General features: G+C 41.4%; 16 protein-coding genes and 1 pseudogene. 7 read left to right on the forward strand and 10 right to left on the reverse strand.

The genetic code is table 11. From position 1 onward, the window contains the following. Positions 1-20 precede the first annotated feature (20 nt). The gene (locus tag L6494_RS04345; RefSeq protein WP_237991613.1) at positions 21-1,223 is read right to left on the reverse strand and encodes a phosphoglycerate kinase; all 1,203 of its coding nucleotides are present in this window, start codon (positions 1,221-1,223) and stop codon (positions 21-23) included. Between the two features lie 90 nt (positions 1,224-1,313). Here L6494_RS04345 and L6494_RS04350 point away from each other — a divergent pair, with 90 nt between their 5' ends. Beyond that, positions 1,314-1,721, forward strand: a complete 408-nt coding sequence (locus L6494_RS04350; protein WP_237991614.1) for a universal stress protein — start codon at positions 1,314-1,316, stop codon at positions 1,719-1,721. A 233-nt stretch (positions 1,722-1,954) separates the two neighbouring features. On the opposite strand, the gene L6494_RS04355 is transcribed toward L6494_RS04350, so the two are convergent. After that, positions 1,955-3,514, reverse strand: a complete 1,560-nt coding sequence (locus L6494_RS04355) for an alkaline phosphatase D family protein (protein WP_237991615.1) — start codon at positions 3,512-3,514, stop codon at positions 1,955-1,957. Positions 3,515-3,736: 222 nt separating this feature from the next. Here L6494_RS04355 and L6494_RS04360 point away from each other — a divergent pair, with 222 nt between their 5' ends. Then, entirely contained in the window at positions 3,737-4,813 is a 1,077-nt protein-coding gene (locus L6494_RS04360) for an RNA-guided endonuclease InsQ/TnpB family protein (protein ID WP_237991616.1), read from the forward strand. Between the two features lie 99 nt (positions 4,814-4,912). On the opposite strand, the gene L6494_RS04365 is transcribed toward L6494_RS04360, so the two are convergent. From L6494_RS04365 to hemW, 7 genes and pseudogenes are all read right to left on the reverse strand, one after another. Further along, entirely contained in the window at positions 4,913-6,298 is a 1,386-nt protein-coding gene (locus L6494_RS04365; protein ID WP_237991617.1) for an ATP-grasp domain-containing protein, read from the reverse strand. Positions 6,299-6,301: 3 nt separating this feature from the next. After that, a complete protein-coding gene (locus L6494_RS04370) occupies positions 6,302-7,135 on the reverse strand; it encodes an O-methyltransferase (RefSeq protein WP_237991618.1) in 834 nt (277 codons plus the stop codon). Next, positions 7,132-8,370, reverse strand: coding sequence for a sedoheptulose 7-phosphate cyclase (locus L6494_RS04375; protein WP_237991619.1), 1,239 nt, complete (start codon positions 8,368-8,370; stop codon positions 7,132-7,134). The genes L6494_RS04370 and L6494_RS04375 overlap by 4 nt, the downstream gene beginning before the upstream one ends. Positions 8,371-9,421: 1,051 nt before the next feature. Further along, a pseudogene (gene pgk, locus L6494_RS04380) lies at positions 9,422-9,559 on the reverse strand (phosphoglycerate kinase); the annotation flags it as partial. Between the two features lie 375 nt (positions 9,560-9,934). Further along, entirely contained in the window at positions 9,935-14,317 is a 4,383-nt protein-coding gene (locus L6494_RS04385; RefSeq protein WP_237991620.1) for a non-ribosomal peptide synthetase, read from the reverse strand. A 565-nt stretch (positions 14,318-14,882) separates the two neighbouring features. Continuing rightward, positions 14,883-18,848, reverse strand: a complete 3,966-nt coding sequence (locus L6494_RS04390; protein ID WP_237991621.1) for an SdrD B-like domain-containing protein — start codon at positions 18,846-18,848, stop codon at positions 14,883-14,885. Positions 18,849-19,607: 759 nt separating this feature from the next. Beyond that, positions 19,608-20,786 carry a radical SAM family heme chaperone HemW gene (gene hemW / locus L6494_RS04395; protein WP_237991622.1) on the reverse strand — a complete coding sequence of 393 codons (1,179 nt, stop codon included), beginning with the start codon at positions 20,784-20,786 and terminating at the stop codon, positions 19,608-19,610. 250 nt (positions 20,787-21,036) lie between these two features. On the opposite strand from hemW, the gene L6494_RS04400 reads away from it, so the two are divergent. From L6494_RS04400 to L6494_RS04420, 5 genes are all read left to right on the forward strand, one after another. After that, positions 21,037-22,113: a PIN/TRAM domain-containing protein gene (locus L6494_RS04400; protein WP_237991623.1), complete on the forward strand. Its 1,077-nt coding sequence runs from the start codon at positions 21,037-21,039 to the stop codon at positions 22,111-22,113. A gap of 5 nt (positions 22,114-22,118) precedes the next feature. Beyond that, positions 22,119-22,313, forward strand: a complete 195-nt coding sequence (locus tag L6494_RS04405) for a hypothetical protein (RefSeq protein ID WP_237991624.1) — start codon at positions 22,119-22,121, stop codon at positions 22,311-22,313. A gap of 192 nt (positions 22,314-22,505) precedes the next feature. Continuing rightward, a complete protein-coding gene (locus tag L6494_RS04410) occupies positions 22,506-22,922 on the forward strand; it encodes a hypothetical protein (RefSeq protein WP_237991625.1) in 417 nt (138 codons plus the stop codon). A gap of 89 nt (positions 22,923-23,011) precedes the next feature. Further along, the gene (locus tag L6494_RS04415) at positions 23,012-23,800 is read left to right on the forward strand and encodes a hypothetical protein (protein WP_237991626.1); all 789 of its coding nucleotides are present in this window, start codon (positions 23,012-23,014) and stop codon (positions 23,798-23,800) included. Further along, the gene (locus tag L6494_RS04420; protein ID WP_237991627.1) at positions 23,797-25,428 is read left to right on the forward strand and encodes an ATP-grasp domain-containing protein; all 1,632 of its coding nucleotides are present in this window, start codon (positions 23,797-23,799) and stop codon (positions 25,426-25,428) included. The genes L6494_RS04415 and L6494_RS04420 overlap by 4 nt, the downstream gene beginning before the upstream one ends. A 225-nt stretch (positions 25,429-25,653) precedes the next feature. On the opposite strand, the gene ccmS is transcribed toward L6494_RS04420, so the two are convergent. Beyond that, positions 25,654-26,082 (reverse strand): beta-carboxysome assembly chaperone CcmS, encoded by a 429-nt coding sequence (gene ccmS, locus L6494_RS04425; RefSeq protein WP_237991628.1) that lies wholly within the window; start codon positions 26,080-26,082, stop codon positions 25,654-25,656. Positions 26,083-26,139: the final 57 nt, after the last annotated feature.

Here is a 26,139-nt window from a genome sequence, read left to right on the forward strand (position 1 = left end):
TAGCTAGAGCAATTATTCGATTACGCGTCATTTAAAGCAGCGATACCGGGTAATACTTTACCTTCGAGTAACTCTAAGCTAGCACCGCCACCGGTGGAGATATGGCTCATTTGTTCAGCCAAACCTACCTTTTCAACAGCCGCTACAGAGTCACCACCACCGATGATGGTGGTTGTACCTGTTTTGCTGATTTCTGCTAAAGTATGAGCGATCGCTTCTGTACCAGCTGCAAACTTATCAAACTCAAATACACCCATCGGCCCGTTCCAAATCACGGTCTTACAGTCAGCCAAAGCTGCTTGGAAAACTTTGATAGAATCAGGTCCAATATCCAAACCCATGCCATCAGCAGGAATATTTTCAATGCTGACGGTGGTAGCATTGGCATCGGGGGCAAATTTATCAGCTGATACAATGTCTGTAGGTAGCAAGAAGGTGACACCACGTTCTTTAGCCTTAGCTTCCAAAGACTTTGCTAGTTCTAGCTTGTCTTCTTCTACTAGAGACTTACCAACATTCAAACCACGGGCTTTATAGAAGGTGAAAATCATCCCCCCACCGATGATTAGCTTGTCGCACTTTTCTAGTAGGGTTTCGATTACGCCGATTTTGCTAGAAACCTTAGAACCGCCAATAATTGCGGCTAAAGGACGTTGGGGTTCTTCAATTGCGCTTTGCAAATACTGCAATTCCTTCTCAATCAAATAACCACCAACAGCAGGACTCAAATAATGAGTAACGCCTTCAGTAGAAGCATGGGCGCGGTGTGCTGTCCCAAAAGCATCATTTACATAAAAATCGGCATTAGCTGCCAGTTTTTTAGCAAATTCTGGATCGTTCTTTTCTTCTTCTTTATAAAAACGGACGTTTTCTAGTAACAGCACTTGGCCATTTTGTAAAGCTGCTACTTTGGCGGCTGTTTCATCGCCAATACAGTCATCAGTTTTAACGACTTCTTGACCCAATAACTCAGATAAACGCTTTGCAACGGGAGTCAGGCGCAGTTTGTCATCTACACCTTTGGGACGACCGAAATGGCTTGCTAGAATGACCTTAGCACCCTTCTGCGTTAAATCGTTAATGGTTGGTAGAGCAGCGCGAATGCGAGTATCATCTGTGATGTTGCCTTGGTCATCCACAGGTACATTAAAATCAACCCGCACAAAGGCGCGTTTACCGGAAATATCAGCCGCAGATAAACTTGCTAAAGTTTTTTTGGACACTACCAAACCCTCCTGATTGCCTTTTTGTTATCGTTTTGAAAGTATAACCATCAAGATTTTACCGGAGTACGGGGTGCTGAGGAGAGATATATGTTCAACACAGTTTTATTTCCAATCGATCAAAGTCGGGAAGCACGGGAAGCTGCTGATGTGGTGGCTAATGTCGTGCAGAAATATGGTAGTCGCTTAGTGCTGCTATCTGTGGTGGAAGAACCCGCCGCAGATGAAGCTAAAGCTGATCCAATGGTGTCACCGGAGGCGGTTGCTAAACTTTTAGCCGATGCTCAAGCTTTATTTTCTGGACAAGGTATTCCATCGGAAATTATGGAAAAGCAAGGTAAACCAGCCTTTACTATCTGTGATGTCGCCGATGAAATTGGGGCAAATTTAATCATTATGGGCTGTCGGGGATTAGGTTTAACGGAAGAGGGTGCAACTGATAGTGTGACTACTCGCGTGATTAACTTATCACCTTGTCCCGTGTTGATTGTGCCTTGAGAGTGGTGTTAGCGGTAGCGCGGCGTTTAGCTGGTGGTGAGTGGTGCGTTGATGAAGTGTTACGCACCGCATTAAATTGCTTTGACAAATATTACTTACTTTGCTGGACGATTAACTCGAATTAATTTTCCTGTGAAAACTTCAATTACAGCGATCGCCTCATGAATGCGTTTCGCCAGTCCTGAAGAAGAAGGGAAAGGCGATCGCTTTCCCCTCTCTCCTAAAATTTAGGATCAAGCCCTTTGTGCGCCGGGTTGTCCGTTTTCTACGACAAAGGAAGCTAGGGTTCTGATAGTAGTATTCTGGTCAAGAATGCTGGAAACAACTCGATAATCACTTTGCCAGTTATTTCTAGTCAATTTGCAACGCACATAACCACGGTTAGCACCATCAAAGAATTTTGTATGGGGATTATCGCTGACTGCGGCTTGCACTGGAGCAATGAACTGGGAGGGAAAATCGGAAGTAATAGAAGTACCGACAAATTCAGTACCTACTGTTGCTGATAGGGGATTATTAAAATCAGCTTTTAAATCATGTACCCAACTGGAATGGATATCGCCAGTAATCACCACTGGGTTAGAAGGTTTACGTTGTTCTAAAAAGTCCAACAACCGCTTCCTCGCGGCTACATAGCCATCCCATTGGTCAACGTTAAATACTTGTATTCCGGGACGGGGATCAAAATCAAATTGAGCCAATATAAGCTGTTGTGCAATTACATTCCAGCGTGCTTGTGATTTGTCTAGTCCTTGGAGTAACCAATTTTCTTGTGCTGCACCTGTCATCGTCGCTTGGGGATCTAAAGCTGCGTCACACAGGGGTTTGAGTCCGTCATTACAAGGTTGGTCTGTACGGTACTGGCGAGTATCTAAGACGTTGAACTCTGCTAAATCACCAAAGGTCAACCGCCGATAAAGGAGCATATCAGATTGCTTTGGTAGGGAAGATAAGCGCAATGGCATATGCTCATAGTAGGCTTGGTAAGCATTAGCTCGTCGCTGTTCAAAGGCTGCTGGACTTTGATTATCTTCGGGGATTAAGTTGGCGTAGTTGTTATCTACTTCGTGGTCATCCCAAGTTACTGCCCACGGAAAGTTAGCATGAGCGGCTTGTAAATTTACATCGCTTTTATATAAAGCATAACGATCGCGATAATCAGCTAAAGTAATGATTTCTGGGCCAATGTGCTGACGTGGCGCACCAGTTTCGGGGCCGTATTCATAGATGTAATCACCTAGATGCACAACTAAATCTAGGTCTTCTTGAGCCATGTGTTTATAGGCTGTATAAAAGCCGTTTTGCCAATCTTGACAAGAAGCAAAAGCAAAGTTTAGTTGTGAAATTGAACTATAGATAGCGGGTGCTGTACGCGTGCGACCGATGGGACTAACTTCACTACCAACTTGAAATTGATACCAATACCAACGATGAGGTTCTAGTCCTCGGACATCAACGTGTACAGAATGACCTAGTTGTGGAGTGGCTAAAACTGTACCTCTCTGCACAACCTGTCTCATTTTTTCGTCCCGCGCAATTTGCCACCGCACAGGGACGTTTACAGGTGGCATACCGCCGCCATTTAGGGGTGCTGGTGCGAGACGAGTCCATAACACCACGCTATCAGGTAGAGGATCACCAGAAGCGACACCCAGCTTGAAGGGATAGTCAGAAAACCGTCCTCGCGCCATTACAGGCTGCAATTGGCTAGTTACGGCTAAACCTGTAAAAAAGCTTGCACCCAGCAAAAAGTTACGCCGTTTGAGCAGGCGATCGCCATTTATAAATTCCATACTCATCCCTACTAAGATTTAAATATGGTTGGCAAGCTTTAACTTGACTTGCAACCAAGCAAAAAGAACTTACCAACCCATAATCAAAGCGGGATTAAGACAATGTTAAATTTATTCACGCTCCAGGCGCAGAGCAATAACTTAGTTGACAAATAAATAGACAAACCTGTACAAGATATAACAAGCTTAGACAAGAAAGCAATACAGTGTTGAGGTCGAGCAATGCTTTTATCCATCAAAACAAAGCTCAAACTAAGTCAAAACCAAAAAATCATCATGAGTAAACACGCGGGTATTGCGAGGTTTACTTATAATTGGGGTCTTGCTACTTGGAACAACCTTTATAAAGATGGATTAAAGCCTAACAAATATCTCCTAAAAAAGTTCTTTAACAACCACGTTAAACCAGAATTTACCTGGATTAAAGAAACTGGTATTTGTCAGAAAATAACTCAATACGCCTTTGATAATCTTGGTGATTCTTTCTCTAGATTCTTTAGTGGGAAAGGTGGATATCCTAACTTTAAAAAGAAAGGACATCACGACGCTTTCACTATTGATGCTGGCGGTAAACCTATTCCTTTTGGTGGTAAATCAATAAAGCTACCTACAATTGGATGGGTAATAACTTACGAGATTTTACCTCATACTACTTGTAAATCAATCACAATATCACGCACTGCTGATAGTTGGTTTATTGCTTTCGCTTACGAGCAGAAACATGAACCAACCGTTAAGCAACACGATGTTATTGGCGTTGATTTAGGTGTCAAGGAACTGGCAACACTCTCTACAGGTGTTGTTTTTCCTAATCCCAAGCATTACAAAACTAATCTAGAAAAACTGAGAAGATTATCTAGAAGGTTTGCCAGAAAAAGCAAAGGGTCTAACAACCGATATAAAGCTAAAATTCAACTCGCTAAACATCATTATAGGGTAGCTAATCTCCGAAAAGATACTCTTCACAAAATCACTACTTTCTTATGCAAAAACCACGCAAAAATAGTAGTAGAAGATTTAAATGTTTCGGGGATGTTATCTAACCATAAATTAGCTCAAGTAATTGCTGATTGTGGTTTCCATGAGTTCAAGCGTCAGTTGGAATATAAAGCTAAAAAGTTTGGTTGTCAAATAATTATTGCAGATCGTTGGTATCCATCAAGTAAAACCTGTTCAAATTGTGGACATATTCAAGATATGCCACTCAAACAAAGAACCTATAACTGTGGTAGTTGTGGTCATTCAATGGACAGGGATTTAAACGCTGCAATTAATTTATCGAGGTTGGCTAAACCTTGAAAGCTTATTGAGGGATAACCGCTCCCATGCTCCCAGTGAAGTAAGAAATAAATGTCTAGACTTGTCTAGGATTTATATAGCAGAGTAAGAGGGAAGATTTTAATCTCCGCCCAATTCCACCAACTTACCGATATTGAAATCTATCCGCGTCCAGCCTTTCAGTTGACGGAGATTATTCAACAACAACAGAGGAATTTGCCAGTGATGCACCATCAAGAATGGTAAGGGGTCATCTAACTGTAAAATTGCATCAGTCCCGCGCCAAATATTTAGCATCCATTTCTTTAACTGGGTGAAGGAACGAATACCAGTCAAACGCCAAACTTCGTGATAAGTCCAGTAAGTTGGTTTGCTGGTCGCTAATGGCTGTAGGGTTTCCACCATTGGTGTTTTACCAATGTAAGCTTCTGCAACCTGGGGGTGGTCGTAGAAGGTGGTAATTGCTGAATGTGTGCGGGGGTTACACTCGATGACGTATACTTGTCCGTCCTCAGTTTGGATGAAGTCGAAGGAAATCTGTCCTGTCAGTTTGAGTTCCTTAACGAAGTGTCTCACCCATTCCATGATTTGAGGGTTTTCAACGTTTTCATAGTTGACTTGAAACGCTGATGATTCACAGCAGCAGTGTAGTCTTAGTTCGCCATCCCTAACGGTGCTGTGGGTGCAAAATTCTTCCCCAGGGATAAATTCTTGCATAATCCACGGTTTTTCGGGACTTATTGGCAAACTTCTGACGAAGGCGGCTGTTTCCTCTGGGGTGGCGCAGGGAAGTTTGGTTAAGTCTAAACGCCGCACTGAGTCGTAAGCAATGCTTTTGATGATGTATTTGCGAGTCTCGCCGGAAAAGTCGAAGTTGATGACTTGTTCGCCAGAGGTGATTTTAAAGGATTTGGGTACTGATAACCCAAGCGATCGCGCTTTTTCCGCTAGTGCAAATTTATCATCCAACATTTGGGTGATATCTGCATCAAAATGAAATACTTCGCAATGACGCGATAACTCTGGTTTGGCTAGGGAGTCGTAGTAACTCCCGATGGGACTGGTGACGGGAACATAGACATCGATGTTTTCTCGTTTGACTATATCCACTAAGGCTTGGATATAGGCTTCTGAGTTTTTTTCTGGTGCGGGAACTGTATAAAATTTATCCACCGCTTGAGAAAATCTATGTCCAGTTAACCAATATTTATGGGTTTCCAGCAGGACAACCCGATGTCCAGCCGCGTGGAATGACCTTGCTAGTTGCAAAGCTTTGGTCATTTTACCGCCACTGATGAGGATATTTTTGGGGTTGCTGGTTTTCGCCGTTTGGGGACGCAAAATAGCACCCAAAAACAAAGATATAAAAACGATCGCAGCGTTGACTGGCAATGTTAATAATAACAAAGCCAAAGTCAGGATATTTTGGATAATTGCGGCTATTTTCGTCTCTGAACTTAGAGACGGCGTAGCAGGGGAGGAATTAAATGAAATAGATTGTGCCATAGTTTACACTCTGCGGATAATCGTCAAACCATCGCGCAGGGGAAGTAAAACCTGTTCAACACGGGGGTCGAGGGCTACGGTATGATTAAATTCAGCGATCGCTTGACCGTTGACGCTACGTTTTTGTGCAGGTAAGTACACCTCTCCTTGTAGGAGTGTGTTATCGACACAGATAAAACCTTGCGGTGCTAACAAACTCGTATCCAGCAGCATTTGGAAGTAAGCTATATACTCTTTTTTATCGGCATCGATAAATACCAAGTCAAAAGTTTCTCCAGCCGCCGCTAATTTCTCTAAGGTTGCTAAGGCTGCACCCAATTCCACACGTATCTTTGCACCGTGGGGAGACTGTCCAAAAGCTGTCTGTGCAACTTCTGCTGCGTAAGGGTCTACTTCACAAGCCACCAATACACCATTTTCTGGTAAAGCTTCCGCCATTGCTAAGGCCGAATAACCGGTAAACATCCCGATTTCTAGGACTCTTTGCGCTTTGGTCATGTGAACAAACATCTTTAAAGTTTGTCCTTCTATATGACCAGAAAGCATTTCCTGTTCTAGAGGTCGTACAGTTGCACCTGCTGTAAAGTGTTCACCCCAAGCTTCTGTGGCTGTTATCTTCGCCAGTACAGCCAAGGCTGCTGATTCTTGGGTGGTGCATTCTTCTAAATAAGGGTCAATACCTGCTGCTAATTGCCATGCTTGGGTGATTTCAGCTACCAAATCAGCAGGTAAGTCTTGGCGTTGGTTAACTTCTTGAACAACAGCTTCTAACTTCTGAGTCAAGATTCCCAAGGGTGTGACAGGTCTAGCTGTCGGCTTTGCTATCAGATTAGTCATGATTTAGCACTCCCGACGAGTTCTTTCTGGCTGCTGAGGGGATACATATCTACACCTTCGCCACCACGAGGATAGGTGCTGCAAAGTTCTTTATGTTCAGCTAAAGCGGCGGCTAATTCTTCTTTGGTCAGGTCATTGACGAAGTGACATTCACCTATAGGTCTTGGCATTGCAGCTCGAAGTAAACCGTCTCTAGTCAGAGTAATGGATTGGGTAGCACGCCATAATAACTCTACATCCAACAGGGGATGGTCTAGTGCTAGACCAATACGGCTCATTAATCCTAAAATGCGATCGCGTTCTTGAGTAGTAATGTAGCCTCTACGTGCTGCAATAGTGGCAGAAAAAGCCATATCAATATTGACTGCGTGACCGTGGAACATGGGTATATGCGGCGCAAGTTCCAATGTCGGACTCCAAGTGTGACCGTAAGCAATTACCCTATCTAGGTCTAACTCGTGGAGGTTGGGTACTTCTAACTCCAACATCTTTTTGATGGCTTTGTGGGTGACTTGATGTGCTATTTCTTGGGTTTGAGTCGCTGCGTCAAGATTGCCAAAATGAGTATGCAGTAAGTCTTCCCCGTACTTTTCCAATAGTTCAAATACTTCTTTATGAGCAACCACGGCGATTTTGACTAATTCCGCCATACCGTTGCGTACTTGGTCTGTTGGTAAAGTACCCAGGAAGGAAAAATCTAAGAAAACTTTGTGAGAAGCGTGATAAGCACCTAGACGGTTTTTTAGCTTCTTGTGATTAACTGCTACCTTAATGGCAACACTAGCATCAATTAACCCAATTAAACTAGTAGGAATACGGATGTAATTACTGCTGCGTCGGTAGGTAGAACAAGCAAAACCAACAACATCTGTAACTAAACCCCCACCCACTACTAAAACTGGTTCTTTGCGAACTAATTTGAAATCTGCAAAGACATCGATAACTTTCTCAAAAGTTTGAATAGTCTTATTTGGTTCAGTGATGGTAATGGGGAACAGCGTCAACTCAATGCCGTAATGCTGGAAGTATTTCTGCATTTGAGTGCTGTAAAATTGACTCACATTCGCGTCAACAACAGCTAAACATCGCCCAAAACTTTTGTACACATCTGCAAGTTCTTGATTTTTAATGGCAAAAACTCCATCGACATACACTAAATCGTACTCAATTTTTTCGTAGCCTTCCACATGAAAAGCTGTTTCTGTCGCTTCAAATTTTGATTGGAAAATGCTCATTTTTTAGTCCTTGCTATACAAAAAATAGCTGATTTTGCTGGGTTTGCACACTCACAATATCTAGAAAATATTAGTTTCTAGTTAAGTAGAGCTTGCTGAAAATTTGCACTATACATAACACCTTAAATTCATAAATAAAGGCGTTTTGTAACAGTTGCTGATAATATCCAAGACTTAAATAATGCCAATAAATAACCCCAGATTTATATGGAGATTGCTTTTAAGGCATAATTAATGATTATGTTAAGCCTTGGTTAACTTTACTTGCTCCTGTGATTTGAAAGAGAAAAATGACATAAATTTTCTCTTATTTTGATATTTTGGTTACTAGACTACAGCCAAAATAAACTGACTTTTAGCTCTAGACCTTTTGTAAAGAAGCTTGTGGCAGTATATTTAAGCTGCCCAAATCACTTAAGTTTTCTTTACATTACCAAACATAACATTGTTTGTAAAATATTGGATCGATTTTTCAGATATTTCCTATGGGATACATCAGAAATGTTGAACATTCAGTAATTTATAACTAAGCTTGTTCATGCTTTTCACCTAGCGCATCCGACATAATTAGGACTAGCTAAATCAGAAATTTTACATCTAATTATTTGAGATGTTTCTGAAAATTTGCAGCGTAAATTACCCCCAATTAAATTTTAAAAAGAGGCTCTTTCAACTACATTTGATGACAGTTATAAACTTATCCGCTCCAAAACAAAACGCTTATATTTAGCGTCTTTATTTTGGTTGATACAGCCAAAGAGTTATGAACTTTAACTGCAACTTAAAGTTTTAGCAAAAATATGCAATAAAACTTTATGACTTGACTCTCATTTTTAAACCATGAATACCATGCTGAGTCCAAGGAAATTGGGGACTTTTAGCAATTAGGGACATGGTTCTCAGCCACATTGAGCAGATGTTTTAACTGCCCAAATAGCTTAAAATCTACTTTACATTTCTAAACATAACATTGTTTGACAAACAATGCACCTAGACCAAAGGTATATATTCCACACCTGCATCTGAGATATTTGGTGATTTTTTAGGGACGCACTTGGCCATTTTGTAAAGCTGCTACTTTGGCGGCTGTTTCATCGCCAATACAGTCATCGGTTTTAACGACTTCTTGACCCAACAACTCAGATAAACGCTTTGCAACGGGAGTCAGGCGCAGTTTGTCACCTTGTCCAGTGTTGATTGTGCCTTAATAGCAGACCCACAATGGGGAAGTCAAATCGCTTCTCTACGAGACGCTACGCGAACGCTCCAATTCAAAATTCAAAATGACGCTCTCTACGTTAGCGGAGCGTGTCGTAGACAGACGCTGCGCGTTAGCGGAGCTTTCGCTTTAGCGATACGCGGACTCGCTCTAAGCGTTGGCGCAGCCTCTCCGACAGGAGAAGCTATGCTGTTGGCGAAGCCTCTCGTAGAGAAGGCTTTACGCTGCGCTAACAAAATTCAAAATTAAAGATAGCCACCCACAAGGGGTGGGGCTTGAACCTTCCCCCAAAAAATGTCAAGTTTCAACTGCCAGTCCTAATATTAAGAATAGTTAAATTTGGCATCACCGTGCCGAAACTGTAAAATCTTTCTTTTTTGGCACGGTGATTGTCCTCAACAAAACAGTTAATCTATCTGCTAATACCTGTACATGAGGTTCTGCTAGAAAAGTTAAGTGATTACCTGGCAGTTTATAAACTTGTTCTACTGTTTCCTTTTTCCAACCAAAACGGGGAAAAAACAAGCGTAATAACTTGTGATGTAAAGATAATTCACTAACTAAAAACAGGTGAACTTTCCCAGAATAGCCTTGCATGAGGTAAAGCGGCAGGAACTCATTCATTGGTAAAGATGACTGGTTTTTATGCCTTTGAATGAGATGTTTGTAGCACTGATTTACAAAAGCTCCTATCTGGTAGAAAACAGGATAAACTTTAGCAAAATATTGATGCAGAATTGGATTATACCCGGTAAAATCCAACATCACTAAAAGAGAAACTTTTTTGCCCTGACGCTCAAGTTGTTTGACAATTTCATAAGTTACTAAACAACCCAAAGAATAACCAGCCAACATATAATCTCCCTCTGGTTGCAAGGTGAGAATATCCTGAACATGATAAGCCGCTAGTGCTTGGATGTTTTCTTCTTTAACTTTAGGCAGAAATACAGAAAAACCTGATTCCATAAAATGAATTGGTTGTTCATCTCCTAGGTATTTCATGAGTGGTAAGACCTCATCTAAACTGCTACCACAGAAGAAAAATGGCTGTTTATTTCCTTGATGATTGAGACTTACAATTAAAGATTCCGGTCTAGGTTTTTTCCCCTGACGACCAGCAGTAGTAGCTAGAAGTTTTCGATAGTCTTCTGGATTAAACTTTGGGTAATTGAGAGAAAAAGAAGATTCTGGAGTTCCTGTTTGACGAATCACCTGAGCAAGTTCTTTAATGGTTGGGACTTGAAACAGAGTTGCTAGGGGTAGCCTTTTTCCTAAAGTCTTCTCAATTTCTGCAAATAGGCGCAATGCTAACAAAGAATGTCCTCCCAAGTTAAAGAAATTATCCTCAACACATACAGATGAAATACCCAAAACTTTTTGCCAAATTTGGATCAATTGCCGTTCTAGTTCGTCTTGAGGATCAGATTTAATAACCTGGGAAACTTGTCTGCGCGGGTTGATTCTCGGTGAGTTCTTGAATTTATTCCTATATTGTGACCAATATTGTTGATCCTTCGTCAACATTGGTATTGACAAAATACTCTGATTTGGATTGGTTACAAGTTCCTGCAACAAAGTTTGAAAGTTGTAGATGAACTGCTCAATTGTGCGTTGATCAAAAAGATCGGTGTTGTATTCTAATATTCCTGCTAATCCTGTCGTTGTTTCCCACATCAAAATTGACAAATCAAATAGGGAAATACCTTTTTCAATTGGTAGTTGTTCTATATTCAGTCCAGTTAGCTCTAAATTGCTCATAGGCACATTCAGCAGATTAAATACCACCTGATACCAGGGAGAGTAGCTCAAATCCCTAGTTGATTTTAAAGTCGGTAGCAACTGTTCAACTGGAAAATCTTGATAGGTATAGGCTTCTAAAGTTGTTTGTCGTATCTGCTCAATCAAATTGAGAACAGAGGGATTCCCAGCTAAACTGGTGCGAAGTGGCACAATATTAGAGAAGCAACCGATGACAGATTCAATTTCGGTGCGGTTGCGGTTGGCTACTGGAGAACCTACTACTATCTCTTGTTGACTACTATAGCGATGCAGCAGAATGATAAAACCTGCTAACAACGTCATAAACAGTGTAGAGCCTGATTGTTGACTGAGGCTTTTCAGTTGCTGCGTTAGTTCTAAATTAATTTGAAATGATTGGATACGTCCTTGAAAGGATTGTAATTCAGGACGGGGGTTAATGTTTGGTAATTCCAGTAAGGGAGGAGCATCAGCTAGTTTTTGACTCCAGTAGTCTACTAACGGGGTATATGTCTCTGGCTGCTGAAACCATTGCCGATGCCAAAGGCTGAAATCACTGTACTGAAGTAATGGTGAATCTAAGGCAGAAGGACATTTTTGAGTATAATCTGCGTAAAGAACTGATAGCTCCTGGATAAAGATTCCTAATGACCAGCCATCGGCAACAATGTGATGTATCGTGATGATCAGGACGTGATCGTTTTGTGCCAACCGCAGTAATCTAACACGGATTGGTGGCTCTTGTGTAACGTTAAATGGTTGTTGGGCTTCTGCATCTACTAACTTTTGTATATCCGCTTTCTCATCCCTTTCAATCTGTTGAATGGGAATGGAGATAATTAATTCTGAAGCAATATGTTGAACAGGTAGTCCTTCCACTATTGGGAACGTAGTTCGCAGAGATTCATGGCGTTGTATAATTTTGTTAATCGCCTGTTCCAATCTGGAAACTTGCAAAGTTCCTTTCAGTCGAAAGGCCATTGGTAGGTTGTAAATCGGTTTAAGACCGGATTTTTGTTCTAATAGCCACAATCGTTCTTGATATAACGATAAGGGTAAATCATGATCGTGGGGAATTGGTTGCAGTGGTGGAATACTCTGTTGAGTCTTTTGTTGCTGAAGTGCTGACTCTATCCACCGACTCAACTCGACAATTGTAGATGCTCGTAGGACTGCGTAAACAGGCAAATCTACCCCAAAACAGTCTCGCACACGGGAAACAATCTGAGTGGAATGGAGAGAATGACCACCTAATTCTAAGAATGGTTGATCAATTCCCACTCGTACCCCTAACACATCTGCCCAAATGGAAGCTAGTGTTTCTTCGGTTGGAGTACGGGGGGAAGCGAAATTGGTATTGACATCTAAAACGAGGTTATCTGGAGTAGGTAGAGCCTTTCGATCCACCTTACCATTAGCATTAAGGGGTAACTGATCCAACCAGATAAAAGCCGATGGAATCATATAATTTGGCAGTTTCTGTTGGAGAAAATGATGTAATTCACTATGGGTTACTGGACTGATATTTTCCGATTCTCCAGTAAAATATGCTACTAATCGCTTGTCTCCTGGCTGATATTCCTGGACTACTACGACTGCCGATCGCACGGATGGATGTTGTGCTAAAATTGCCTCAATTTCACCCAATTCTACCCGAAAACCCCTGATTTTGACTTGAAAATCAATTCGTCCTAGGAATTCAATTGTACCATCAGGTAGCCAACGTGCGCGATCGCCTGTTTTATAAAGACGGGAACTAGGTTCATTACTAAAGGGATTTTTAATAAATTTTTCTGCGGTTAAATCGGGTCGATTTAGATAACCTCTTGCTAAACCATCACCCCCAATATAAAGTTCACCTGCAATACCAATGTTAACTAATTGTAAAGCTTCATCGAGTATATATACTTGAGTATTGGCAATAGGACGACCAATAGGAATCGAATTTTTTCTGAGGTCATCAGCAGTAATTTTATGGCAACAGGTAAAGGTAGTATTTTCTGTAGGTCCATAGCCATTAATTAATTGACAATCAGGTAATTCTTCTAAGGCCTTTTTAACGTGATATATCGATAAAACATCACCACCCGCTAAAAGTTTTCGCAAAGGTTTTAGATGTTCTATTTGTTCCTCCACCATTAAATTAAATAATCCAGATGTTAACCATAGGGTCGTAACATTCTGTTCCTTAATTACTGTCCCAATTTCTTGCAATGATGGCATTTTAAATGGCATCAAAACCAGTTTACCGCCATTTAATAAAGCTGCCCAGATTTCAAATGTTGCTGCATCAAAGGCAATAGATGCAAGTTGTAAAATTACATCATTAGGACTAAAATTAGCATAATTTGTATTTTTTACTAGTCGTACAATACCCCGATGTAAGACACAAACGCCCTTGGGTTTACCTGTTGAGCCTGATGTATACATCACATAAGCTAAATTATCGGCTTTAACTTGACTTTGGGGTGCAAAATTATCGGGGAATTGTGTTAAATCTAGTCCCTCATCAATACAAACAATATGCAGATTATCAGAAGTTTTTGGCAGTTGCTTTATCTGAGATTTCTGAGTAATTAAAATAGGTGCTTGTGCATCTTCTAAGATGCTCTGTAAGCGTTCTAAGGGAGCATCAGTATCTAGCGGTAAATAAGCTCCACCTGCTTTTAAAATAGCTAAGATAGTAATAATTAAATCTGAAGAACGTTCTAAAAAAAAGGCAACTAAGGTTTCTTTTTTTACCCCAAACTGTTGTAAATAATGAGCAAGTTGATTTGATTTATGTTCAATTTCTTGATAAGTTAGCGTGTGATTTCCATAGGCGATCGCAATAGAGTTAGGAGTCTTTGATGCTTGAATTTTAAATAATTCATGAATGTTAGCATTACTAGGATAATCTGTTTGTGTTATTGTCCATTCTTCTAATAATTGATAATCTTCTAATTGAATTGATGAAGAGAAAATATTCATGCTTTTCGTAATAAGGAAATTTTAATGTATTATCTGCTCTTAGCTAAAGCAATTAATCTCTCATTATAGCAGCCACAGATAATTTTTAAATAACAAAATATTTCTTTTTTTTGTAAATTTATGGTTGTTAATTTATCGATTTTAAAAAATAGAATGTTATTATCATGTAAGTTAAAAATTTATTTATTTACAGGGCTTACGTAAGTGTCACAATCGATGCTTTGTTCGTGATGAGATAAGTCTTATTACTAAGTTCAAATACTTTCGTAGAGTTACACAACGGCAGTAAAGCGGGAGAAAAATCCACAATACTTTTTGCCTCCCCTATATAAAAAATATGCCAGTTGCGTAAGTTCTAATTTAATCAACTTTAGTTGTGGTGAATAATTAAACTTATCTGATTAATTTATATATGTGAGAACACAGCGTAATGATAAAATTTCATATCAGCTACGCTGTTGTTACTTAGAATTTAATCAGACATTACGAGATAGGGGAGAGCCAATCTTTGGAAGTCCCTAAGTATGTTTTTAACCTAGGGACTTCCGAGGGGGAATGTTAAATACTAAACTCGGAAGTACACATCAACCATGTCGATGGTGCTACCGTTCTTAACTGCGCTACTGAACTCACCCAAGATATTGCCCTGAGCATCTGTGCTGAAGACATTGGTGTAAGATATCTTCAGGTCAGTGATGCCAGCAGACCCTAGGGAAACCAGTTCACCCTGGTCAGTAATACCATTAGAGTTAGCGTCTTGCCAAAGCTTCAACTCACTGAACAGGGTATCATTGGCGTTGACAATGCCGTCGCCGTTGGAGTCAAAAGACGCAAGTTTAGCAAAGCCTTCACCCACGTTTACTCCACCAAATAGCTCGGAGCGATCATCGATTTGCCCGTTACCGTTGTTGTCAATTGCGAGGAACCCGTCTTCTCCAGAGAGCCATCCTGTGTTGACTTTCTCACCGATATTGAGCATGTCGAACTTAATTCCTTTGTCAATACTCTCGGTTTGAATGCCATCACCATTCAGGTCAAAAGCGATTGGACTGATATTCAGCAAAGCGATTGCACTGTTCAAAATTGCACTGCTCAAATCGTTAACCCCATTGACTCTCAAGGTGACATGGGCAGTGTCTGTTCCCCCTTTGCCGTCAGATACTGTGTAGTTGAAACCAACATCAGAGATTTGTCCACCTCCGAGGAAATTAAAATCACCGCCAGTAGCAAAGTCAATAGCTCCGTTCTGATTGACGAAGACATCGCCCTTGTCGAGATGAATCCATCTACCACCACCAATCGCAATACCGTTGACATGGGTAACGTGCAGACCGTCGCCGTCTACATCAAAGTCGTTGGAGAGCAGGTTGTTACCATCATAAACTCCACCACCTTCATTTTCTGTGTAGTGGAATAGGTCATTTTTGGCATCTGGTGCATCGTTAAGCCCTTTGACTCTCAAGGTGACATGGGCAGTGTCTGTTCCCCCTTTGCCGTCGGATACTTTGTAGTCGAAGCCAACATCACGGGTTTCTCCGGCTTTGAGGAAGTCAAAGTCACCGCCAGCAGCAAAGTCAATAGCTCCGTTCTGATTGACGAAGACATCGCCCTTGTCGAGATGAATCCATCTACCACCACCAATCTCAATACCGTTGACATGGGTAACGTGCAGACCGTCGCCGTCTACATCAAAGTCGTTGGAGAGCAGGTTGTTACCATCATAAACTCCACCACCTTCATTTTCTGTGTAGTGGAATAGGTCATTTTTGGCATCTGGTGCATCGTTAAGCCCTTTGACTCTCAAGGTGACATTGGCAGTGTCTGTTCCCCCTTTGCCGTCGGATACTTTGTAGTCGAAACCGACATCACGGGTTTCTCCGGCTTTGAGGAAGTCAAAGTCACCGCCAGCAGCAAAGTCAATAGCTCCGTTCTGATTGACGAAGACATCGCCCTTGTCGAGATGAATCCATCTACCACCACCAATCTCAATACCGTTGACATGGGTAACGTGCAGACCGTCGCCGTCTACATCAAAGTCGTTGGAGAGCAGGTTGTTACCATCATAAACTCCACCACCTTCATTTTCTGTGTAGTGGAATAGGTCATTTTTGGCATCTGGTGCATCGTTAAGCCCTTTGACTCTCAAGGTAACATGGGCAGTGTCTGTTCCCCCTTTGCCGTCGGATACTTTGTAGTCGAAGCCAACATCACGGGTTTCTCCGGCTTTGAGGAAGTCAAAGTCACCGCCAGCAGCAAAGTCAATAGCTCCGTTCTGATTGACGAAGACATCGCCCTTGTCGAGATGAATCCATCTACCACCACCAATCTCAATACCGTTGACATGGGTAACGTGCAGACCGTCGCCGTCTACATCAAAGTCGTTGGAGAGCAGGTTGTTGCCATCATAAAATCCACCACCTTCATTTTCTGTGTAGTGGAATAGGTCATTTTTGGCATCTGGTGCAGTATTTTTAAGCTTGATACCCGCATCGAGGGTGTCATTAAACTCGCCACTGGAGAGGGTGACGGTTTGAGTCATGCCATTAGTTGGGTCAGCATCACTATCTAATGCGTCATTGCCAACATTAGCAGTGGTGAATTCAAACCCATTGGGAGCGACAAACATGACTTTGTATTCCCCTGGGGTTAAGCCTGTGAAGGAATAACCTCCATTAGCATTAGTGGTGGTGGTGATGGGGTTGCCACTACCATCTACAACTGCTGTGCCATCAGCATTTTGCAGTTTTACCAACACTCCGCCTACACCTGCGTCTCCTGCATCTTGGATGCCGTTACCGTTTTTGTCTTCAAAGACGAAGTTTCCTAAGCCTGCTGGTTTAATTAAACCCGCATCGAGGGTGTCATTAAATTCGCCACTGGAGAGGGTGACGGTTTGAGTCATGCCATTGCTGGGGTTAGCATCACTATCTAATGCGTCATTGCCAACATTAGCAGTGGTGAATTTAAACCCATTGGGAGCGACAAACATGACTTTGTATTCCCCTGGGGTTAAGCCTGTGAAGGAATAACCTCCATTAGCATTAGTGGTGGTGGTGATGGGGTTGCCACTACCATCTACAACTGCTGTGCCATCAGCATTTTGCAGTTTTACCAACACTCCGCCTACACCTGCTTCTCCTGCATCTTGGATGCCGTTACCGTTTTTGTCTTCAAAGACGAAGTTTCCTAAGCCTGCGGGTTTAATTAAACCCGCATCGAGGGTGTCATTAAATTCGCCACTGGAGAGGGTGACGGTTTGAGTCATGCCATTGCTGGGGTTAGCATCACTATCTAATGCGTCATTGCCAACATTAGCAGTGGTGAATTCAAATCCATTGGGAGCGACAAACATGACTTTGTATTCCCCTGGGGTTAAGCCTGTGAAGGAATAACCTCCATTAGCATTAGTGGTGGTGGTGATGGGGTTGCCACTACCATCTACAACTGCTGTGCCATCAGCATTTTGCAGTTTTACCAACACTCCGCCTACACCTGCGTCTCCTGCATCTTGGATGCCGTTACCGTTTTTGTCTTCAAAGACGAAGTTTCCTAAACCTGCTGGTTTATAGATACCTGCATCAATAGTGCTATTGAACTCACGCGGATTCAGTTTGATAATCTGACTCATGCCCGTGAGTGGGTCGGCATCGGAATCAAGAGTATCATCGCCTTGATTGGCATTGGTAAAGACAAAACCATTTGGCTTGCCAAAGGTCACTTTGTACTCTACACCTGGCACAAGAAGAGGAAACAGATAAGAGCCATCAGCATCTGTGGTTGTGGTAACTATGGTGTCATCTGCTGTACCGATTACACCATCCTTACCGCCACCAGTTAGGGTGACAGTAACGCCTCCCACACCTTTCTCATTCGCATCCTGAATACCATTCGCATTGAGGTCTTCAAAGACAAAATCGCCCAAAGCAGCTGTTTTGAGGATATTAATCGTACTTTGTGCAATGTTATTCCCTGAGCCGTCAACAGGAACAACAATAATTCCTATGTCTTGAGGTGTTCCATCTGTGCTAATACCAGGTACAAAGCCTGCACCATTTGTAAGAGCTGCATTAACAATCTCATCCACTCGACTTTGCTCGAATGGACCGACTGTACTGAATATATTTTGCGGCAATGTGTTCAATGTGTTCTCAAGTAGATTCCAGATAGCTACTTGTATATCGCCGGAAGTATAACTACCGAAACCACCAGAAGATTGTTTACCTACGAATTGTTGGTTAATTAGCCAATTAACCTCATCTAAATTTTCAGGTTTATCAATGATTCCTGTGGGGATTGGGTCATTGTAACTGGAATAGACTTGAGCCTGGTAGGTTTGTCCTGGAAGAATTCCTTTATTCGCATCAATACAATAGCTATCGTAAAGACCATTAAGGAAATTACCGTTAGTAATTGTGATATCTAGGTAGCTAGGTGCATCACCACCAGCACCGGGAAAAGCAACTACGAGGTTTACGTCGTTATCAGGTAATGTTGACTTTAATGCTTGCAACAGGTCATCAATTAAGGGCATGAAAAAGCTCCGTAAATTATGGGTAGAGTAAACCTAGTCGAGCCAGTTAAATATGAAATGAATAACAGGGAACACATAAATAAGTAAATAAGCTCTTACTGAATAATCTCAGTAATCTACGAATTTTTTCCTATTTAGTACGGATTTTCATCAAAAAAATATAAAATTTATCTTTTTTATAAAGAACTTACTAACCAGGGAAACGCATCTAATTTTTTTTGACAAAATGCAACTTATATGTGTGGAGAAAAAGGAAAGTATTGGTAGGTTAATGTCAATGCAATAGATGTACGCGCAGAAGATTTGATGGTAAATTCGTTTTTATTTACCTAAATATTTTCACTTAAATATTTTCACTTAAATACTTATATTTAAATTAGGCTTTGTTGCACGATAAGAAAAGCATTCTTCTGTCAATAGAGAAGCTAATTTAGAATTTTGTATATATGGTTTATTTTTATGACTTACACATTGACAGAAGTGATTAAATATGAATATAGATTTTCAGGCATTCAAGTTTAATTTTTCACCCTACAGAGAGGGCAGAATTATTTTCAGACTTCTGCTCTCTACCTTTCTGTGATCAAGACGTAACTCAATTTTTATTAAAATTATGAGACTGGGGTTGAAGGGGAGAATCTGGACGCTATGCAACAAAACTTCATGAATTGACTCTCATTTTTCAACCATGAATACCAGGCCGAGTCCAAGGAAATTGGGGACTTTTAGCACTATAGATACCATAAAATAAAAGTATGTTCATCCCAACTGATTAAATAAATCTGCTAACACTACATTAGAAAACAAAAACCCCTCTGGGTCGAGTAAACGTAACCTGTCGTCTACAACTTCTACCCAGCCTTTGGCAAAATAAGGTTGTAGACATTTGTGAATTGCTTCTATCTGCTGTTGACCGAATTGGTGGGTAAGTGCAGTTAAACTCACACCCTCAGCTAAACGCAACCCCAGCATCAAAGTATCTAATAATATTTCTTCTGGAGGTGTAACTTCACAATCAATCACACAGCCAGTTTTTACCCATTGATAATATTCCTGAGTTTTACGGGGACGGGTGAAGCGTTTACCTTCGAGATAACTCGCCGCACCCATACCAAAGCCATAATAGGGGCGATTTTCCCAATAGACGCGATTATGTTGACATTGATGTCCTATTTGGGCATAGTTGGAAATTTCGTAATGTTCATAACCCGCAGATGTTAAGGCTTGTTGCGCCATGCGGTACATTTTGACTGTGGTTTCATCTGTAGGTAATGGTTTGTCTCCAGGTTGGTAGTAACGACCAAAAGCAGTTCCCGGCTCAATGGTGAGATCATATATAGATATGTGAGTGGGTTTAATCGCTACTGCTTTGGTGAGAGAATCTTGCCATTGATCTAAAGACTGATGCGGCAATCCAGAAATCAGGTCTAAGCTAAATTCTGAAATTTGGGCTTGGTGAATTAATTCTACCGCCGCAACAATATCTTCTACCGAGTGCGATCGCCCTGCCAATTTTAACAATTCAGCTTGCAACGCTTGTACACCCAAACTTACCCGATTCACGCCCGCGCGACGATAGCCTGTAATATGCTCTAAATCGAATGTTCCTGGGTCTACTTCCATAGAAATTTCCGCGCCAGCAGTCAGACCAAACCGCTTCTCTAGTACCTCTAAAATTTGTTGTAACTGAGGAGTAGATAGCAGTGAGGGAGTCCCACCGCCAAAGAAAATTGTTTTTAAAGGTTGACCAAAGACTGGGGAAGTAGAAATTTCTTGACAGAGCGTCTCAACGTATTGAGAAATAGTACCAGAAGTTTCCCCCCGCGAGCGATCGCCCACCACAAACACCGGGAAATCACAATAAAAGCACCGCCGTCTGCAAAACGGAATGTGTACATAGGCAGAACTGACAATGCTAGAGTTATTAACTTTTGCCATATTAATGAAAAAAATAACTTAATTAACAGAAAATTAGAAATAATGAGAATGCGTAGTTTCTTTACAACTTTTTATCGGTTTTTCACAAAACTATGAAAAATATTAAGAGAAAGCACTTTAGTTATAATATTTGCAGACATTGCCTGCATCAAACCCTAGTCTAAGTAAATATTGATTAGTTTCTCTCAAGGAGTAAATTTAAAATCTTGGATTCGATTAGGTAAAACAGTCGCAGGAATACATCATAACCATGCTTGATGCCATTATCATTCTCTCATTTATCCTGGCAGCCGCAGGCATCGGGTTCTACAGCACCGATCTGCTACCCAACGGGTCATTAGATCGGGTGACGAATCTGGACGCTTTACGCCTAACTGTTGCAGTTTTTGCCGCCATCATTGGTGGTGCGATCGGACTGAGTTTTCAAACCACCTACCGCCGCTTAGAAAACCAAGTCCGAGAAATGCCTCTGGAAGTAATTTTAACCCGTGCCATTGGCTTAGTCATTGGGTTATTATTAGCAAACTTAATGTTAGCCCCGCTATTTTTACTGCCCATTCCAGCAGACTTTAGTTTTATTAAACCACTAGTAGCAGTGGTTGGTAGTATTATCCTATCCGTTACTGGCATGAATTTAGCCGACACCCACGGACGGGGTTTATTGCGGTTTATTAATCCTAATACTGTGGAAACAATGGTAGCGGAAGGAACACTCAAACCCGCCAGCACCAAAGTTTTAGACACAAGCTGTATTATCGATGGTCGAATTGAAACACTACTAGAAACCGGATTTCTAGAAGGGCAAATCATCGTTCCACAGTTTGTCTTACAAGAATTGCAGCAAGTCGCTGATGCGAGTAAAGACCAAAAGCGGGTGCGGGGAAGGCGTGGACTAGAAATATTGAACCGTGTTAAGGAATCATATCCAGATCGAATTATTATCAACCCATCCGATTATGATGATATTCCTACGGTAGATGCTAAATTAGTGCGCTTTGCCCAAGAAATCAACGGCACACTCCTCACCAATGACTACAACTTATCTAAAGTTGCCAGCGTGCAGAAAGTGCCAGTGTTAAATGTGAACGACCTCGTGAATGCTGTCCGTCCTACCTATTTACCTGGGGATAACCTTGACCTCAAAATTCTTAAAGAAGGTAAAGAACCCAGCCAGGGTATTGGTTATTTAGATGATGGCACAATGGTTGTCGTTGAGGAAGGTAGAAAGTATGTAGGTGGTGAACTGCGGGTAGTAGTTACCAGCGCATTGCAAACTACAGCCGGACGGATGATTTTTGCCAAACCCCAAGCTTCAGCATTGGCGTGAGGGAAATGTCTGTTGGAAATAAAGTTAAATTATGCGATCGGTGTAGGAATACTCAACCTGCACCGATTTTGTATAGGGTGAAATTTGAAGCAGATGGAAAGTGGGTTTTCGTCTGTCCTCAATGTTGGACTGATGTGAGTGCAAATAACCCATTCTATGTTTACGGTGGAACGTGGAAAGCGAAGAAGCAGAAGAAGTAGTAGTCTGTCAAGAAATAATTGATTAATTCCCAATGACTAATGACTAATGACTAATGACTCTTCAAATTTTTTATTTTTTCCTTAAAGACTGCATAAAGCACAAAAGTCAAACCTATTGGACAATAACAGCTTGAAAAATCACAAGATGCAAGCTGGTTCACAATGTTGTTAACCAATTAGGGTTTCAGAATTATGAATATCAAAACTATGCTGTCGGCTCGGTTTTTATTGATGCTGAGTCTAGCTGTTCCTACTGTGATGCTGTCTACAGTCGCTGGAGTTAAAGCCCAAGAGGTTGCACCACATAAAGTCAACTTAAGTCAGAAACAGCCTTTTATTCAAGACACTTTCCGGCGCGATACTCTATTAGATTTGCATAAATCACCCGTATTTAGTAACGATGGCGGTACTGGTAAGGAAGCTTCTGATAAAGGCAAAGATGCCTCTGATAAAGGTTCTGACAACAAAGAAGCGTGTGATAATCCCTGCGGTGGTCATTTCAACTCTAGAGACCCCGTAATTTTACCAGCCGATGGATTTCGTCGTCCTGCACAATTACAGAACATTCGTTCTAAGTCTTTGCTCAAAGGCAGTAACCCTATTTTTTAAGTAGAACTTAGAAGGCAGAAGGGAAAAGGAGTATCTAATTTTCTTTTTCCTTCTTGACTAATTAAAAATATCTAAAATAATTCAAGACAATGGACTTGATAATTGTAGGCGATCGCAGCGATCGCTTTTGTACCGAAGTTCTCGATTTAGTGCAGCAAGCTGGCTACAAGACTGATATTCTCGATGTCTGTGATGCAGCTCGTTTATTTTCCATTGGTATGGAAGACGGACAAGTTTTTGTCACCCCTGACATCCCAATTTTACTGAGAATTCAACCACCATCTACCATCAGAACCAGTTTTGATGATTCATTTATCTACGGTGAATGTCTCTCAACTTTATGGGCAGCTGCCACACTCAATAAATCACCAGTAATTAATCGTCCCACACCCCAGAGTATTTGGGGTAAAACCTCATATTCTTCTGTGTTAACAGCAGTGCGTGCAGGCTGTCAGGAAAACGACATTGAAATATTTTCCTCTCAAATGCTACCGCCGCACACCCCCAAAATTAATCAACAATGGTACGTGCAAGATTTAGCAACCTATAACACCACAGCTTACCCCAACACGCCCCAAGGTGAAGGGCCTTATCGGGGACGTTGGGCAGATATCGACCCTGGTTATGAAATTGTTGTTGTCTTAGAAGATAAAGCTTGGCGTTCCACCACCGTTCCCTTAGAACATTTAGCACTAGAAGAAAAAAGTATTTCCCTCATCAGGAATTTAGACCTGACATTCGCTACTGTCACCTGGAGTATTTCCGAAAACCTGGAAGATGCAACTATTGCCAGGATAGATTCTTTTCCCTTAATGGAACAAATTCAATTTGTTTGGCCTGCTCTTGCTCCCGCACTCTTGGAGGTTCTGTTCTCATGATTTACGCCATTGGCATCGACTCAGACCGAACTTTTCGTCATTTTAACCGCGAAACTGCCAAGCGCGGTATTGAGGTACAATCCATTAACCTCAGAGATGTCATTCTTTCAGGAGACTGGCGGTTGGCACTTCCTGATGATGGCATGAGTTGGCTGAGTATAGGCGAAGAAAAATATCCCCTAGACCCCAAAGGTGCTTATTATTGCCGGATTATTGACCTTTCTAGTGTGCAATCAGACATGGCTACGGCTATGCGTTGGCGGAGTTTGTTAGCCGCGCTTTGTGTTTGGTTAGAACATATTCCAGGGGTGGTAATTAATCGTCCTGGTGGTCGTACTGATAATTCTTCTAAACCCCTGCATGAGTATTCTTTGCAATCGTGGGGCTTCAATGTTCCCCCCAGCCTCACAAGTTCTGATCCCGAACTATTAGCAGCTTTTGCTAGTGTTGGTAAAACTATTGTTAAACCTGCATCGGGTATTCGTGCCGATAGTCGCTTAGTTGAACCCGAAGAATTTCTCGATTTTCACCCATCCCAAGGGCCAGTGCATTTACAAAGATACGTCGCTGGTGCAGATGTCCGCGCCCATGTGGTAGGAAATCAGGTTCACGCGGAAATTATTAACTGTTCACAAGTAGACTATCGCCGTTCTTATCAAGAGTCAAAATATTCTCCTTGGCAATTACCTGAGTCTTTAAATCAACAAATTATTCAGGCTACAGCAGCTTTTGGTTTACAGTTTGCTGGCTGGGATTTTAAAGTTACAGAAGACCATCAATACTGGTGTTTAGAAGCTAATCCGATGCCGGGATATGATGGCTATGATATTAGAGATGAAGGACGGATTACCGATTCACTATTAGCCTTGCTGACACAACAAAATACTATTAAAGAATTCCCCAATAGCCAAGTTTTCACAGATGAAATTTTAACAGAAAAACAATGTGCTGAAGTTTATGCCACGATTAAAAACTTAAAAGAACATTGGATTTCCAGAGGGCAAGAACCAGCTAGTTTTTTCACTTTGGGCACAGCATCCTATTTGGATTTCTTAAATATACCTGACTTTGCAGGCGATTATTATACTAGAGCCAAACAATATAATTCCCTGTTGCAAAAACATTTTGCTTGGCTTTATACATTAGTGATAAATTCCCTAGAAAAACAACTACAAGCACCAATTAATTATCACCCTGATTTTGCCCTACCTGGATTTCATATTTGGGAAACACCAGCAATTTTCACGAAATCAACAGCATCAGTTCATTTTGATTTACAATACCAAAATCTCAATTGGCAAGACCAAGCAAATATAGATTTTCAACGCACAATTTCTTTTACTCTCCCAATTAAACTGCCTCAATTGGGCGGGGGGCTAAATGTTTGGGATTTAACTTATGACGAATATACTGATGGTCGCGACTCCAATCATTTAGGCGATGTAGAAGTGATGAAACGCTTTAGAAATAAAACTGTTCATCCTTATACAGTGGGTAAAATTGTAATCCATTGTGGACATTCACTGCATCAAATTGCTGCGATCGCTGAAGTTAATCCCGGTGATGAACGCATCACTCTACAAGGTCACGGCGTATATCACAATGGGCAATGGCTACTCTATTGGTAATAACTTACTCACGAAGAAAGACAATCCCACCTCAGTACACTGGGGAGGTGGAATCAGTCCAATGCGGTCAAAATATAGCGTTTGGGGATTGAGTCCTAAACTACGGGAGACTTCACCCATTTTGAACAAAAATGTTGAGCGCAGTCCTTACCTATAACGAAGTTTAGGTAGGGTTTGCGAACATTGATAGGACTCCATAGCAATTTATACTTTTCTAGTTAAGTTTTATACAAAAATCGCCTCACTCATGCGCTGTTCCAGCAAATCTAACAACCCATCTACATCCTTACCAACTCGCTCAAAACAAACTGGCGGTGCTGGTTCTGGTGCAAACTGAATTAACTTAATTTCACCCTTACCAATACCAATCATCACTACTTCAACTTCCGGTTGATTATGTTCAATAATTCCCAAAAGTTCTTGAAGCCGATTCTCAACATTATTATTTAATTTTTCTACCGCGTCCTTTGGACAATAAACAAAATGCGGTGTAGGCTGTAAATCGATGCCTATAGTACCTTGACTATCACCATTTTCTAACCATAAAGCCCAAAAAAGTGCAGCCAAGTCTTGCTGGTTTTCTTTCACAAACCTATCCAACTGGCCACGCCACTTGCTATCCCCTGATTCCGGCTGATTACTACCAAACATCATAATTAATTCGTAACTACAATCAGCATTGCCAATGGTGGAAAGACGATGCGCGATTAC

This window comes from Nostoc sp. UHCC 0870 (assembly GCF_022063185.1).
GTDB lineage: Bacteria > Cyanobacteriota > Cyanobacteriia > Cyanobacteriales > Nostocaceae > Trichormus.

Excerpts from the sequence above, each read along its gene's own strand:
- L6494_RS04365 (WP_237991617.1), bottom strand. The coding sequence starts at position 6,298 with ATGGCACAATCTATTTCATTTAATTCCTCCCCTGCTACGCCGTCTCTA.
- L6494_RS04405 (WP_237991624.1), top strand. The coding sequence starts at position 22,119 with ATGTCTGTTGGAAATAAAGTTAAATTATGCGATCGGTGTAGGAATACT.
- L6494_RS04370 (WP_237991618.1), bottom strand. The coding sequence starts at position 7,135 with ATGACTAATCTGATAGCAAAGCCGACAGCTAGACCTGTCACACCCTTG.
- L6494_RS04400 (WP_237991623.1), top strand. The coding sequence starts at position 21,037 with ATGCTTGATGCCATTATCATTCTCTCATTTATCCTGGCAGCCGCAGGC.
- hemW (WP_237991622.1), bottom strand. The coding sequence starts at position 20,786 with ATGGCAAAAGTTAATAACTCTAGCATTGTCAGTTCTGCCTATGTACAC.
- L6494_RS04360 (WP_237991616.1), top strand. The coding sequence starts at position 3,737 with ATGCTTTTATCCATCAAAACAAAGCTCAAACTAAGTCAAAACCAAAAA.
- L6494_RS04385 (WP_237991620.1), bottom strand. The coding sequence starts at position 14,317 with ATGAATATTTTCTCTTCATCAATTCAATTAGAAGATTATCAATTATTA.
- L6494_RS04375 (WP_237991619.1), bottom strand. The coding sequence starts at position 8,370 with ATGAGCATTTTCCAATCAAAATTTGAAGCGACAGAAACAGCTTTTCAT.
- L6494_RS04355 (WP_237991615.1), bottom strand. The coding sequence starts at position 3,514 with ATGGAATTTATAAATGGCGATCGCCTGCTCAAACGGCGTAACTTTTTG.
- ccmS (WP_237991628.1), bottom strand. The coding sequence starts at position 26,082 with ATGATGTTTGGTAGTAATCAGCCGGAATCAGGGGATAGCAAGTGGCGT.
- L6494_RS04415 (WP_237991626.1), top strand. The coding sequence starts at position 23,012 with ATGGACTTGATAATTGTAGGCGATCGCAGCGATCGCTTTTGTACCGAA.
- L6494_RS04390 (WP_237991621.1), bottom strand. The coding sequence starts at position 18,848 with ATGCCCTTAATTGATGACCTGTTGCAAGCATTAAAGTCAACATTACCT.
- L6494_RS04410 (WP_237991625.1), top strand. The coding sequence starts at position 22,506 with ATGAATATCAAAACTATGCTGTCGGCTCGGTTTTTATTGATGCTGAGT.
- L6494_RS04350 (WP_237991614.1), top strand. The coding sequence starts at position 1,314 with ATGTTCAACACAGTTTTATTTCCAATCGATCAAAGTCGGGAAGCACGG.
- L6494_RS04420 (WP_237991627.1), top strand. The coding sequence starts at position 23,797 with ATGATTTACGCCATTGGCATCGACTCAGACCGAACTTTTCGTCATTTT.